We start from the raw sequence: 13,269 nt of genomic DNA, 5'->3' as shown, positions 1-13,269 counted from the left end.
ATTTGGTCCAGCCGCCCGCTATTCGGTGAGGAGTGCCCATGCGCAGCATCTGGAAGGGTGCGATCTCCTTCGGGCTGGTCACCATCCCGGTGAAGCTCTACTCGGCCACCGAGCAGAAGGACGTGAGCTTCCACCAGGTGCACCGCGAGGACGGCGGCCGCATCCGCTACAAGCGGGTGTGCACCCTCGACGGCCAGGAGGTCCCCTACTCCGACATCGCCAAGGGCTACGAGCTGGCCACCGGCGAGATGGTCGTGCTCACCGACGAGGACTTCGAGGGGCTCCCGCTGAGCACCTCGCGCCGGATCGACGTGCTGCAGTTCACGCCCGCCGAGCAGATCGACCCGATCTACTTCGCCAAGTCCTACTACCTGGAGCCCGACGCGCAGGGCGCCAAGCCGTACGTGCTGCTCCGCGACGCGCTGGAGAGCTCCGGGCAGGTGGCGGTGGTCAAGGTGGCGCTGCGCCAGCGCGAGTCGCTGGCGACGCTGCGGGTGCGCGACGGGGTGTTCGTGCTGGAGACGATGCTCTGGCCGGACGAGATCCGCAAGCCGGACTTCGACTTCCTGGACGAGGACATCGACGTGCGGGCGCAGGAGCTCAAGATGGCCGAGTCGCTGATCTCCACGATGGAGGCCGACTTCGACCCCACCGAGCACCACGACACCTACCGTGAGGCGCTGCAGCGGGTCATCGAGGCGAAGGTGGCGGGCAAGGAGGTCATCGCGCCTCCGGAGGCCGAGGAGGAGGGCGGCCCGGCCGTCGACCTGATGGCCGCGCTCCGGGCCAGCGTCGAGGCCGCCAAGCGCGAGCGGGAAGGCGCCGGCGCCAAGCCGAAGCGGGCCGCCTCGGGCAAGTCGAAGGCCAAGGACGAGAAGGACGAGAAGGCCCCCGCCAAGCGGAAGACCCGCAAGTCCGCCTGACACCCGTACGAGTGGAACGCGCCCTGGCGAGCCGGGGCGCTTTCGTCATGCCCAGCGGTCCTCAAATAGGACATTTCGGGCAATTTGTGGGCGTTTAGTCCATAAATATGTAATGCGAGCAATAGCACTGCTAATGCATCGCAAAATGGGGAGATGGCTGTTTGCTCACCCACAGTGACGGGAATGTCACTTACCGGATGACTTCTCAGTAATCATCCGAGACCTTTCTCGAATACTGGGAAAGGTCGAGTACGGGGCAATCGATCCTTTAGGGGGAAAACGCAATGCCCAAGCTCAAGAGTGTTATCGCGGGCCTTGCCCTCAGCACCGCCGTCACCGGTGGTGTTGTGGTCGCGGGCGCGACCATGACCGCCACCAGCGCCAACGCCGCCACTCAGATCAGCGCGGGCACGTCGGTCCTGACCGGCGGACACTGTGGCAAGCGCTGCAAGCGCAAGCGCAAGCAGATCAGGGTCATCGTCGAGAACTTCAACTTCAACCGGAACCCGCGGTTCAAGCACCGCCGGGACCACCACGACCACGACCACCACCGCTTCAACCACCGCTTCTGGGACAACGGCGACTGGGACAACGGTGACTGGGAAGACTGACGCGAACGGTCTCGCCGATCGTCGCGTGGCGCCGCCGGCTACGGTCGGCTGGTGATCACCGTCGTTGACGGTGCAGGAATGAGTGCTCGTATTCATTGACGGTCGTCCGGCATCCCTTTCCAGGGGGTACGGTTTCTCGGTCAGGTGAACTCCGGGCTTTCAGGCGGGTCGCGTCCTGTGGCGCGGCCCGTCCTGGGAATTCATTTCTCCTCGTCCCTACGGCAACTTTGAGGGCTCCGCCGGCACTACGCCGGCGGGGCCCTCACTGTGTTGTCTCACAGCCCTTGTTGTCTCACAGCCCCGTTGTCTCACAGACCCGTCTCACAGTCGCCTCTAGAAGGCGGCCAGGGCGACACTGCGATTCAGCGGAAACGGTCACGGCCGCACACAGCCGGTCGGCCTTGCTCATGTGCAGCGTAGCCCGCGGCGGTCTTTCCGTCCTTGAGCCCGGCGTTCGCGCGTCGAGCGCCAGGAGCTTCCGGGGCCGGGGAGTGAATCGGGGGCGTCCCGTACCGCGGTCTTCCGCTTAAGCAGCGCGGGCACTGCATGATATGCGCCTATCTCCAGACATGGCGAAGGCCCCGCCGGCGCCATTGCCGGCGGAGCCCTCGAAGCTGCCTCAGAGATGAGGAGAAGTCAATGAATGAGGACGGGCCGCGCCATTCGGCGCGACCCGCCCGAGAGCCCGGAGTTCACCTGGACCGAAGAACCGTATCCCCTGGAAAGGCGCGGACCGTCAATGAAATCGAGCACTCATCTCATCAGCACGCGGCTGCTCAGCGGTGCCGCCTGTGGTGCTTGAAGTTGTGGTTGAAGTGGTCGTGGTCGTGGTTGCGGTGCAGGCGCTTGCGCTCGTGGTTGTCGTTGAAGTTGAAGTTGCGCACCACGACGCAGACCTTCTTCTTCCGCTTGCCGTGGTTGTGGCCGCACTTGTGGCCGTGGCCGTTGTGGTGGTGGCCGAAGAAGCCGAAGAAGCCCGGGCCCCAGCCGTTGAAGCCGTTGAAGCCGTCCCAGTCGCCGTCCCAGTCGTTCGCGACGACCGGCGCGGCGGTCGGCATGGCGGCGGCGGCGGTCGCACCGCCGGCGGCGAGCGCGGCGGCCATGGCGGTACCGGCAGCGAGGCCCGCGATAACACTCTTGAGCTTGGGCATTGCGTTTTCCCCCTAAAGGATCGATTGCCCCGTTCTCGACGATTCCGGATGGCTGCTGATGAGCTGTCCGGTGAGTCATCCAGTGGATGTCATTTCCGAGCTTGCGCTCTATAAAACGGCAATCGCCCTATTTTGCTAGGCAATAACAGTCTTATTGCTCGGCTTGTAGATCTATCGCTCGAAATGGAGCGATATGTCCGATTTGAGCGTAAGTAGAGTACGGTCGAGAAGCCTTATCGGGCCTCTCTGTCGTGCTCTCTCGTACGGAGCCCGCGTGGAAAAGAGGCGGCCCGTCACGTGCGCTGCTCCGAAAAAGCAGAAACGCGCGAATATATGCGAGCACTGCCTTTCTTGCTGCATTCGCGCGGAAACAGCGGAACCCGGCGAGTGGCCTTTCCCGGCCCGGAGTCGGACAGTCACGTTGAGTACTGCACCAGTGACGCTGGGTATCGCTGACGTCATGGTTTCCGGCGTTGGCCGCGATAAACGGCGTCCGGCGGCTTTTGTCCTGCTCTCGGCGTGTCCAGAGATCGTTTAGACCGCAGTGTCCCCCATGGTGGAGAAGGCAGCGTTTGGGCGTCATGTCGCGCGCTACCTATCGTGTGAAAGCGGACAAAGCTCACCGGGAAGGAGGAGGCTCATGTCGGCGGAGCCGGTCCCGCACTGGCCAGGACGCATGATCGGCCCGGTCCACGTACGGTCGACGCCCCCCGGCCCCGCAGAGCAGGCGGTGTTCGTGCACGGCCTGGCCGGCTCGGCGACCAACTGGACCGACCTCATGGACGAGCTCAAGGACACCGTCACCGGCCACGCCGTCGACCTGCCGGGAGCCGGGTGCTCGCCGCCCGCGCCCGACGGCGACTACAGCGTCCGCGCGCACGCCCGGGCCGTGATCGGCCTCCTGGAGCACACCGGCCCGGCCCACCTGTTCGGCAACTCGCTCGGCGGCGCGGTCTCCGTGCGGGTCGCGGCCACCCGCCCCGACCTGGTGCGCACGCTCACGCTCATCTCGCCCGCGCTGCCCGACCTCTATCCCCGGTACGGGCCGGTACGGGTAGCGGCGGCCGCCACGCCCTGGGTGGGGGAGTGGCTGGCCGACCGGTTCAAGCTGCTCCCCGCCGAGCAGCGGGTCAACGCCACGTTCGCGATGGTCTGGGCGAACGCCGAGGCCATCCACCCGGTACGGCTGAGCGAGGCGGTCGAGGAGCTGCGCCGCCGCGACGACCTGCCGCACACGGTCGCCGCCCTGCTCGGCTCGGCCCGCGGCATCGTGGCCGAGTACCTGCGCCGCGGCCCGGACTCGCTGTGGCGGCTGGCGGCCCGGGTCGAGGCCCCCACGCTGATCATCCACGGCCGGCACGACCGGCTGGTCAGGCCGGCCATGGCCGCCCGGGCAGCGCGCGCGTTCCGGCAGGTCAAGCTGGTTCTGCTGCCGGGATGCGGGCACGTGGCGATGATGGAGCAGCCCCGTCTGGTCGCCATGGAAACACGCCGTCTCATCGAGGAATCGCGATTGGGGAATGCCCCACTGCCCGGCTAGGTTTCATAGGGAGATAAGACCCCTGAAACGGGAGCGTAGAAAGTGTCGTTGCCACCGCTGGTCGAGCCGGCTGACGAGCTGACCGTTGACGAAGTGCGCCGCTACTCGCGCCATCTGATCATCCCCGACGTGGGGATGGATGGGCAGAAGCGGCTGAAGAACGCCCGAGTGCTCTGTGTGGGCGCCGGGGGCCTCGGTTCGCCCGCGCTGCTCTACCTCGCGGCGGCGGGCGTCGGCACGCTCGGCATCATCGACTTCGACGTCGTCGACGATTCCAACCTGCAGCGCCAGGTCATCCACGGCCACTCCGACGTCGGCCGCCCCAAGGCCGAGAGCGCCGCCGACAAGGTGCGCGAGATCAACCCGCTGGTCAATGTGGTGGTCCACAACACCACGCTGACCACCGAGAACGTCAAGGAGATCTTCTCCCAGTACGACCTCATCCTCGACGGCACCGACAACTTCGCCACCCGCTACATGGTGAACGACGCCGCGGTGCTGCTGGGCAAGCCGTACGTGTGGGGCTCGATCTACCGCTTCGACGGCCAGGCCAGCGTGTTCTGGGCCGAGCAGGGCCCGTGCTACCGCTGCCTCTACCCGGAGCCCCCGCCCCCCGGCATGGTTCCCTCCTGCGCCGAGGGCGGCGTGCTCGGCGTGCTCTGCGCGTCGGTCGGCTCCATCCAGGTCAACGAGGCCATCAAGCTCATCACCGGCATCGGCGACCCGCTGGTCGGCCGGCTGATGATCTACGACGCCCTGGAGATGAAGTACCGCGACGTCAAGGTCCGCAAGGACCCCGAGTGCGTCCTGTGCGGCAAGAACCCCACGGTCACCGAGCTGCTGGAGGACTACGAGGCGTTCTGCGGCGTGCTCTCCGAGGAGGCCACCGAGGCGGTCACCGGCTCCACCATCACCGCCCGTGAGCTCAAGGAGATGCAGGACAAGGGCGAGGACATCTTCCTCGTCGACGTCCGCGAGCCGAACGAGTACGAGATCGTCAGCATCCCCGGCGCCACGCTGATCCCCAAGGGCGAGTTCCTCAACGGCTCCGCCCTGGAGAAGCTGCCGCAGGACAAGCGCATCGTGCTCCACTGCAAGTCGGGCGGCCGCTCCGCGGAGGCCCTGGCGGTGGTCAAGAACGCCGGCTTCAACGACGCCGTGCACGTCGGCGGCGGCGTGCTGAGCTGGATCAAGACCGTCGACCCCAGCCTGCCCGAGTACTGAGCCGGGGGTCCGGTTTCGGGGGATGGCGGAGGGTCGCCCGCATTAAGGTCGATCCTGTGGACAACGCTCGCCTCTGGCCCATCCTCATGGTGGCCTCCGCGCTGACCTTGGTCTGTGCGGTGGCCGCCGGGGTCTCGGCGAGCTCGGCGGCCTCCGAGCTGACTCGCGGCCCCACCGGCGCGGAGCTCGAAGCCGCCGCCCATCGCGAGGTCGCCGAGCGCTGGCGCACCTGGGAGGCCGGCCGCGTCTTCCCCGCCACCCTGCCCTACTCGGCCGAGCAGGGCGGGCGCGAGCGGGCGCGCAGGCTGGGCATCTCGCCGCACACCGGCTGCGAGGGCGCGGTGGACGACGAGGCCGCCCCCGCGCTGGCCGCGTCCGGCTGCCGCGCGGTGCTGCGCGCCACGTACATCGACGCGCTGCGCGGCGTGCTCGTCACCATCGGCGTGGTCGCCCTGCCCGACGAGGACCGCGCCGTCCGGGCCAGGTCCGCGTTCCCCGCGGACGGCCGGCCGGTTCCCGGCCTGCGCCCGCTGGCCTTCGCCGGGACGGTGGCCGACCGGTTCACGCCCGAGGTGCGCCAGCAGGGTTCCGTACGACAGTCCGGTCCGTACCTCGTGCTGACCACGGCCGGTCAGGTGGACGGCCGGCCCGCGCACGCGGCCGAGCAGCGGCCCACGGTCTTCGCCTTCGCCGCCGAGATCTCCGAACGCGTCCTCGCCAGGCTGAGCGCCCCCCGGATGCCCGACTGCGCCGCCGAGGAGTGGCAGTGCTGACCCGGCAGAAGGGGCTGACCCGGCAGAGGGGGCTGACCCGGCAGAAGGGGCTGCGGCGGGCCGGGGCGCTCGCGATGGCGGGCGCGCTGCTGCTGGACGCCGCGCCGGCGCTCGCCGACGAGGTGCGCAACGGCCAGGAGGGCGTGATCAGGACGCTCGACCTGCCCGCCGCCTGGCGGATCACCCGGGGCGCGGGCGTCACCGTCGCCGTGCTGGACTCCGGCGTCGACCCGGACCACCCCGACCTCGCCGGCTCCGTCACCGTGGGCAAGGACTTCACCGAGGGCGCCAATCCGCCCGGGGTGCCGCCGCGCCGCCTGCACGGCACGTACATGGCCTCCCTGATCGCCGGTCACGGTCACGGCCCCGGCGGCGGGAAAGGCATCATCGGCGTGGCCCCCGAGGCCGAGGTGCTGTCTGTACGGGTGATCCTGGAGGACGAGGAGCCCGGGTTCCACACCTTCAATCTGGAGCACCGGTTCGAGGACGTGGTGGCCAGGGGCGTCCGCTACGCGGTCAAGCAGGGCGCCGACGTCATCAACCTGTCCATCTCGAAGGAGCTGGCCAGCAAGGAGGACCGGGCCGCGATCCGGTACGCCATCGACAAGGGCGTCGTGCTGGTCGCCGCGGCCGGGAACGAGGGGGCCCGGACTTCGGCGGGGGCGGCCCCGTACTCGTATCCGGCGGCGCTCCCCGGCGTGGTCGCGGTCGGCGCGACGGACGCCGGCCTGCGGCGGGCCTCCTTCTCGAACGGGAACGCCTCGGTGCTGGTGGCCGCGCCGGGCGTGGACATCATGGGCGCGGGGCCGGGCGGCGAGTACTGGGTGGGCCGGGGCACGTCGCAGGCGGCGGCCCTGGTCTCCGGAGTCGTCGCCCTGGTAAAAGCGGAATATCCGGAACTGTCGCCACCGCTGGTGGCCCGAGCCCTCGCCGCGGGCGCCGTCGACCGGCCGCCCGGCGGCTACGACACCGGCACCGGCTTCGGCGTCGTCAACGCAGCCCGGGCGCTGGCCGAGGCAGCCAAGCTGGCCGGGCACACCGAGACCGCCCCCGCCGGGCAGGCGCACGACCCCGGACAGCCGCTCGGCGGCGGAGCCGCGGGCCCGGTGCGGGTCGTCGACCGCGACGAGCGGCGCGTCGTGCTGCACACCGCGATCGCCGCGGCGTCGGCGGGCGGCGCGGTGTTCTCGCTGGCGGTCATCCTCACCCTGGTGAGGAGGGTGCGGCGCGCGCACAATGACCAAGACGCATGATCCGCCCTGTTAAGGGGACGAATGACACAGAAAAGCCGAGCTTGGGAACGAGGCGGTGGTGAAGGCACGTAGGTCCACCACAGGGCTGCCGCGCGCCGCGGGGGACGCCACGCCGGGACGGAGGAACCCGCTCGGCGCGCCCACCGGCCGCAGGACGCGCGTGCGCGACTGGTCGCAGAGCACCGCCCGCGACCGTGCCGCGGCCAGGCGGCGGGCGGAGACCGACGAGCTCCAGCAGGGCGTGCGCTACCGGCGCATGTTCGTGACGCTGGTGGGCATGATCGTCGCGCTCTCGGCCGTCGTCGTGCTGCTCGGCACCGTGGGCCTGTTCCAGGAGACCCGCTCCCGGCCGCTGACCCCCGAGGAGCAGAACCGCTACAAGCAGGAGGAGATCGCCCGGCGCTGGCAGGCCTGGCCCACCACCGGCATCTTCCCCGAGGAGCTGAAGTACCTCGGGCTCGACCGCGCCCAGCAGTACGCCAGGCGGGTCGGCATCGCCCCCGAGGCCGCCTGCCGCGAGGCCGTGGACGAGGCGGTCGGCGCGATCCTGGCCGAGCACGGGTGCGTGAGCATGCTGCGCGCCACCTACGTCGACCAGACCTCCACCTTCGTCTTCACCGTCGGCGTGGCCGTGCTGGAGAACGAGGAGGCCAGGTTCGCGGCCGGCGCCGAGCTCACCCAGGACGACCGGGTGGGCGTGCTGCCCGTCGCCTTTCCCGGCACCGTGACCGAGCGGTTCGGCACCGAGCAGCGCCAGCGCACCGGCTGGGTCGGCGCCGGGCCCTACATCGTCTTCACCACCGCCGGCTACGCCGACGGCCGCACCAGGGCCGCGATCCCGCCGGAGGAGGAGCTGCACAGCGAGCTCTGGCCCGCCGCCAGATCGATCGGCAACCAGATCGCCTACTTCCTGGCCGACCCGCCCAAGGTCCCGCCGTGCACCCAGGGGAACGTGTGCTAGCCGCCGTCCGCGCGCTGCTCGCCGCCGTCCTGGTGCTGCAGGTCCCGGCGCAGGCGCCCATCCGCGAGCAGCAGCAGTGGGTGATCGACGCGCTCAACCTCGAACAGGCCTGGCGGACCACCAAGGGCGCCGGCGTCACCGTGGCCGTCATCGACAGCGCGGTCGACCCGGACATCAGGGAGCTGCGCGGCCGGGTCACCGTCGGCCCCGACATGAGCTCGGCCGCGGTGAGCCGCGAGGTGCGGCCGGGCCGGCACGGCACCGCGATGGCCGCGCTCATCGCCGCCTCCGGCGACGGCGGCGGCTACGTCGGCGCCGCGCCCGAGGCCCGGGTGCTGTCGCTGCCGCTGGCGGTCTCGGAGGACCCCGACCGGGTGGACCCGCCGCTGGAGGAGGACCGGGCGATCGTCGAGAGCCCGCTCGCGCGCGCCCTGCGCTACGCGGTCAACCAGGGCGCGCAGGTCGTCAGCATGTCCATCGGCACGTACGGGGCGCACCGCTCCGAGCGTGAGGCCGTCTCGTACGCGCTCGGCAAGGGCGTGGTGCTGGTCGCGGCGGTCGGCAACGACGGGCAGACCAGATACGCGGAGGAGAACGGCACCTCCTACTGGAGCTTCCCCGCCGGCTACCCGGGCGTCATCGGCGTCGCCGCGGTCGACAAGCGGCGCCGGGTCGCCTCGTACAGCAGTGACAACCTGTCGGTGCTGGTCGCGGCGCCCGGCTCGCAGGTGCCGGTGGTCAGGCGCGGCGGCGGCTACGAGCTGTCGCAGGGCACCAGCTCGGCGGCGGCGCTCGTGTCGGGGGTGGCCGCGCTGGTCAAGGCGCGCCATCCTGACCTGCGGCCCGACCAGGTGGCCCAGGCCCTGGCGGTGGGCGCCAAGGGCAGGCCGGCCACCGGCTACGACGACGAGACCGGGTTCGGCGTGGTCGACGCGGCAGCCGCGCTGGAGGCCGCGGCCGGGCTGGCAGAGCAGCGGCGCAGCGTCCCCGTCCCCGACGACCAGCACTTCGGGCAGGGCGAGGACTCCCCGGCGCCGTCGGCTCCCGGGCCGGACCCGTTGCGGCTCTGGCTGTACGGGATCGGGGTTCTCGTGGCCCTTGTCATGTTCTGTGGCGGAATCGTGGTACTCAACCAACGCAGAGAGTGAAAGATCCGCTAGGGTCGCGCCTCATGGGATACGAACTGCGCGTGGTTCGTGAGTCGCCGATCGCTCTCGCGGACCTCGCGAAGGCGGCCGAGCGGGCAGGTTTCGAACTACGCGAGTCCGACGAAATCGTCGCCAGGCACGGCGACGGCGCCCACCCCGTGGGAGCGTGGCGCGGCGAGGTGGTCGGCGAGCCCGGCTCCGACTGGCAGGTGGCGCAGCTGGTGCGGCTGTCGGCCGCGCTCGGCGCCCGGCTGGTGGGCGAGGACGGCGAGGTCTACGCGCTGCGTGACGGCGTGGTCGAGGTGCTCGCCGACGGCGCGGCGACGGAGCTCGGCAAGTACGACGAGATGATCGGAGCGGGCCCGGCGGCGTGGACGGCCTGAACCCGTACGCCGAGCGGGTCCTCGACGTGGTCGACCGGATCCCGCCCGGCAAGGTCATGTCCTACGGCGACATCGCCGAGTATCTGGGCGAGGGCGGCCCTCGTCAGGTGGGCCGGGTGATGTCCACCTGGGGAGGCGGTGTGCCCTGGTGGCGCGTGGTGCACGCGGATGGCACGGGCGCTCCCGGACACGAGGTGACGTGCCTGTCCCGCTGGCGCGCGGAGGCCACTCCGCTGCGCGGAAAACGGGTCGACATGCGCCTGGCGCGGTGGAACGGACGTTCAGCCGATTCACAGGAAGACCCCTGACCTGCCTCTTCGCGAAGTATGCGAATTGGTCACATGTGACTCCTATTACCATGGGCAGAACATAACGGCGGCCTGAAAGGCGGTGCCTACCCGATGGCCAACGGCCTGACAGCCCAGAGCCCGGGCGGCGAAGTGGTCCCCGACCGTCTCAAGGCTGTCCAGGACCTCTGCGACCGCGGCGAACCGCTCGACGCGATCATGAACGCGGTCGGGCCCGGCGGGCGTGATGCGGCCTTCGACGCCCAAGCGCTCAGCGGGCCGCTGGGTGCGCGGATGGACCTGGCGGTCAAGCGCGGTCCTGCCACGCGGCGCGAGCTCCTCACCCTCGTGCGCCCCTATCTCGCGGGGGTGGACCCGAAGGTCAAGCGCGAGCTGCCGGTGGCACGGCGCCTCATATGCCACCTCATCGAGACCCGCCCGGACGAGGAACTCATCGAGGGCGACACCCTCGCTCAGGTCGTGGCCGCCGCGGCCGAGCCGTCCAAGCGCCTGCGCAAGGGCCTGCGCTGGTACGCCGACCTGCCCTTCAAGGACGAGCTGCCCGCCGGCCTCTACCGGCTGCGCAAGGCCGATTTGGTGCCCGTCACCCACATAAGCGACATCGTGTGGGAGGGCGGCAAGCTCCGTATCTCCGGCTACGCGTACCTGGCCGGCCTGTCCGTCCGCAGCCGCCGGTTCAACTGGGCGACCGTGGTGCTGCGCGGCCCCCGCTGGCTGCCGCCGGTCCGCCTGCGCACCCGGCGCGTGCTCGCCCCCGAGGCCACCCACGGCGCCCGCGAGGTCGGCTGCAACTACGACTGGTCCGGCTTCACCGCCGAGCTGAACCCCTGGGCGCTGCGCTGGCGCGGCGCGGCCAGGGGCGTGGTCTCCGCCGCCCGCAGGCGCCTGCGCCGCCGCCCCGCCGTCGCCGACACCACGACGTGGCGCGCCGAGATCGTGTTCTGGAGCCGCGGCGCCCGCGCCACCGGCCTGCTGCGCGGCTACGGCGTCGGACGCAGCGAGCGGCCCGCCGGGCGCAAGCTCCGGCCCGGCTGGTGGGTCCGGCCGGTGTGGACCTCCGACCGCGCGCTCCAGGTGGCGTTCCAGCCCAACCGGGCCGAGCTCATCGGCGTCCAGGTGGACGACGAGCACCTGGAACTGAAGATCAAGCTGCCCGGCCGGGTGGTCACCAAGGGCCACGCCCGGGTCGGCGGCCACCGCATCGCCGCCGACTTCACCCCGAAGGACCAGGCCACCGAGGTGACGGTCCGCCTCGCCGTCCCCGCGCTGCTGCAGGAGAAGGACGGCCGCCGCCTCTGGGTCGAGCCCAAGGGCGACCCGGCCGCCACCGTCATGCTCGGCGACCTGGGGGAGACCAGGTTCACCACCGGCGACCGCGAGATCACCGTGCTCGGCGACCGGCGCGACCGCGTCGTCATCTCCGCCCACCGCATACGGCCCATCATCACCTCGGCCGTCTGGGACGACAGCGCGCTGGTCCTGCGCGGCCGCTACCCCGACGCCGCCGGTCCCCGCTCCATCACGCTGCGCCACCGCTCCGGGCTGACCTATCAGCTGCCGATGACCCGTACCGGCGAGGAGTTCGAAGTACGGTTCGAGCCCGGCGCGATGGACCGCTTCGGCGAGCCCGTGCCGCTGGCCTCGGGCACCTGGAACATGTCCATGCGCCACCCGTCCGGCGAGATCCTGCCCGTCCGCATGGACCACGCCGCGCTGGAGGACCTGGACGAGACCCGGCGCACCGTCGGCGGCCACCGGTTCCGCTTCGTCTCCACCCGCTTCGACGTGCCGGTGGTGCTGTCGGAGGAGGACCTGCCCGCCGACGAGAAGGGCCTGGCCGGTACGCACGTGCTGCGCAAGGTCTTCTACCCGCAGCAGCGCACCGAGCCGCTGAACGACGCCACCGTCTACGTGGTCAACGAGGGCCGCCTGTACGCCGACAGCGTCCGGGCCATCTATGAGGAGCGGCTGCGCCGCGGCGACGACCGCGAGCACATCTGGGTCGTCAGGGACGGCGCGTTCACCCCGCCCGGCCCCGCCACGGTCGTCCGGGCGGGCAGCCGCGAGCACACGGCGGCGCTGGCCAGATCCCGCTACATCGTGACGAACTCGCTCCTGCCCGTCTGGTTCCGCTCCCGCGAGGGCCAGGTGGTGCTGCAGACCTGGCACGGCACCCCGATCAAGCACATCGGCAACGACCAGCCGCACATGAAGCGCGACCCGAAGCCGCCGGTCTGGCACCGGCAGGCCGCCGACGTGCGCGGCTGGGACGTGCTGCTGTCGCAGTCGCCGTGGGCCACGCCCGTGCTGCGCCAGGCCTTCGGCTACCAGGGCGAGGTGCTGGAGAGCGGGCTGCCCCGCAACGACGTGCTGACCTCGCCCGACCGCGAGGAACTGGCGGCCAAGGTGCGCAAGCGTCTCGGGCTGGCCGAGGGCAAGCGGGTCATCCTGTACGCGCCCACCTGGCGTGACTACGACCGCAAGAACGCGATGGTCAAGCTCGACCTGGCCAAGGCCAGGCAGGCGCTGGGCGCGGACCACGAGCTGCTGGTGCGCGCGCACCCGATGCAGGCCATGCCCGCCGTCCCCGACATCGCCCGCGACGTCACGACTTATCCGGATATCGCGGATCTGTTGCTGGTGACGGACGTCCTGGTCACCGACTACTCGTCGGTGATGGCCGACTTCGTGGTGACCGGCAGGCCGATCGTCCTGTACGGGTACGACCTGCCCAAGTTCACCACCAGGCGCGGCCTCTACCTGGACCTGCCCGAGATCGCGCCCGGCCCGATGCTGTCGACGTCGGCCGAGGTCATCGAGGCGCTGCGGTCCATCGACCAGGTGGCCTCGGCGCACGCCGACCGCTACGACGCCTTCCGCGCCACGTTCGCGCCCCGCGACGACGGCAAGGCCACCGCCCGCGTCGTCGACCACATCTTCTGACGCACGTTCTCCCGCCCGGAATGCCGGGCGGGAGAACGCGCATTTCCCCCG

12 protein-coding genes are annotated in these 13,269 nt (G+C 70.6%); 11 read left to right on the top strand and 1 reads right to left on the bottom strand.

The features are described 5' to 3' along the window. The first annotated feature begins 38 nt into the window (after positions 1–38). Complete coding sequence (locus tag AB0J42_RS21815; RefSeq protein ID WP_364297099.1) at positions 39–923, top strand: Ku protein; 885 nt, start codon at positions 39–41, stop codon at positions 921–923. A gap of 284 nt (positions 924–1,207) precedes the next feature. After that, complete coding sequence (locus AB0J42_RS21810; RefSeq protein WP_364297097.1) at positions 1,208–1,534, top strand: hypothetical protein; 327 nt, start codon at positions 1,208–1,210, stop codon at positions 1,532–1,534. A gap of 776 nt (positions 1,535–2,310) precedes the next feature. Here the strand turns inward: AB0J42_RS21810 and AB0J42_RS21805 are convergent. Then, positions 2,311–2,685, bottom strand: coding sequence for a hypothetical protein (locus AB0J42_RS21805; protein ID WP_364297095.1), 375 nt, complete (start codon positions 2,683–2,685; stop codon positions 2,311–2,313). 640 nt (positions 2,686–3,325) lie between these two features. Here AB0J42_RS21805 and AB0J42_RS21800 point away from each other — a divergent pair. The 9 genes from AB0J42_RS21800 to AB0J42_RS21760 all read left to right on the top strand — a co-directional run bounded on the left by AB0J42_RS21800 (position 3,326) and on the right by AB0J42_RS21760 (position 13,218). After that, positions 3,326–4,225, top strand: coding sequence for an alpha/beta hydrolase (locus tag AB0J42_RS21800; protein WP_364297093.1), 900 nt, complete (start codon positions 3,326–3,328; stop codon positions 4,223–4,225). A 42-nt stretch (positions 4,226–4,267) separates the two neighbouring features. Beyond that, positions 4,268–5,449: an adenylyltransferase/sulfurtransferase MoeZ gene (moeZ, locus tag AB0J42_RS21795; RefSeq protein WP_364297091.1), complete on the top strand. Its 1,182-nt coding sequence runs from the start codon at positions 4,268–4,270 to the stop codon at positions 5,447–5,449. 56 nt (positions 5,450–5,505) lie between these two features. Further along, positions 5,506–6,222 carry a hypothetical protein gene (locus AB0J42_RS21790; protein WP_364297089.1) on the top strand — a complete coding sequence of 239 codons (717 nt, stop codon included), beginning with the start codon at positions 5,506–5,508 and terminating at the stop codon, positions 6,220–6,222. Continuing rightward, positions 6,216–7,475, top strand: coding sequence for a S8 family serine peptidase (locus AB0J42_RS21785; protein ID WP_364297087.1), 1,260 nt, complete (start codon positions 6,216–6,218; stop codon positions 7,473–7,475). The genes AB0J42_RS21790 and AB0J42_RS21785 overlap by 7 nt, the downstream gene beginning before the upstream one ends. 58 nt (positions 7,476–7,533) lie before the next feature. Then, a complete protein-coding gene (locus AB0J42_RS21780) occupies positions 7,534–8,436 on the top strand; it encodes a hypothetical protein (protein WP_364297085.1) in 903 nt (300 codons plus the stop codon). Continuing rightward, positions 8,430–9,584: a S8 family serine peptidase gene (locus AB0J42_RS21775; RefSeq protein ID WP_364297083.1), complete on the top strand. Its 1,155-nt coding sequence runs from the start codon at positions 8,430–8,432 to the stop codon at positions 9,582–9,584. The genes AB0J42_RS21780 and AB0J42_RS21775 overlap by 7 nt, the downstream gene beginning before the upstream one ends. Positions 9,585–9,607: 23 nt before the next feature. After that, positions 9,608–9,967: a hypothetical protein gene (locus AB0J42_RS21770; RefSeq protein WP_364297081.1), complete on the top strand. Its 360-nt coding sequence runs from the start codon at positions 9,608–9,610 to the stop codon at positions 9,965–9,967. Further along, complete coding sequence (locus AB0J42_RS21765; RefSeq protein WP_364297079.1) at positions 9,955–10,275, top strand: MGMT family protein; 321 nt, start codon at positions 9,955–9,957, stop codon at positions 10,273–10,275. The genes AB0J42_RS21770 and AB0J42_RS21765 overlap by 13 nt, the downstream gene beginning before the upstream one ends. Positions 10,276–10,368: 93 nt before the next feature. Next, positions 10,369–13,218: a CDP-glycerol glycerophosphotransferase family protein gene (locus AB0J42_RS21760; RefSeq protein WP_364297077.1), complete on the top strand. Its 2,850-nt coding sequence runs from the start codon at positions 10,369–10,371 to the stop codon at positions 13,216–13,218. The last annotated feature ends 51 nt before the right edge of the window (positions 13,219–13,269 follow it).

Source organism: Nonomuraea sp. NPDC049649 (assembly GCF_040675175.1).
GTDB lineage: Bacteria > Actinomycetota > Actinomycetes > Streptosporangiales > Streptosporangiaceae > Nonomuraea.
This window is presented reverse-complemented; position numbering and strand designations above follow the sequence as displayed.

Excerpts from the sequence above, each read along its gene's own strand:
- AB0J42_RS21815 (WP_364297099.1), top strand. The coding sequence starts at position 39 with ATGCGCAGCATCTGGAAGGGTGCGATCTCCTTCGGGCTGGTCACCATC.
- AB0J42_RS21810 (WP_364297097.1), top strand. The coding sequence starts at position 1,208 with ATGCCCAAGCTCAAGAGTGTTATCGCGGGCCTTGCCCTCAGCACCGCC.
- AB0J42_RS21805 (WP_364297095.1), bottom strand. The coding sequence starts at position 2,685 with ATGCCCAAGCTCAAGAGTGTTATCGCGGGCCTCGCTGCCGGTACCGCC.
- AB0J42_RS21800 (WP_364297093.1), top strand. The coding sequence starts at position 3,326 with ATGTCGGCGGAGCCGGTCCCGCACTGGCCAGGACGCATGATCGGCCCG.
- AB0J42_RS21770 (WP_364297081.1), top strand. The coding sequence starts at position 9,608 with ATGGGATACGAACTGCGCGTGGTTCGTGAGTCGCCGATCGCTCTCGCG.
- AB0J42_RS21760 (WP_364297077.1), top strand. The coding sequence starts at position 10,369 with ATGGCCAACGGCCTGACAGCCCAGAGCCCGGGCGGCGAAGTGGTCCCC.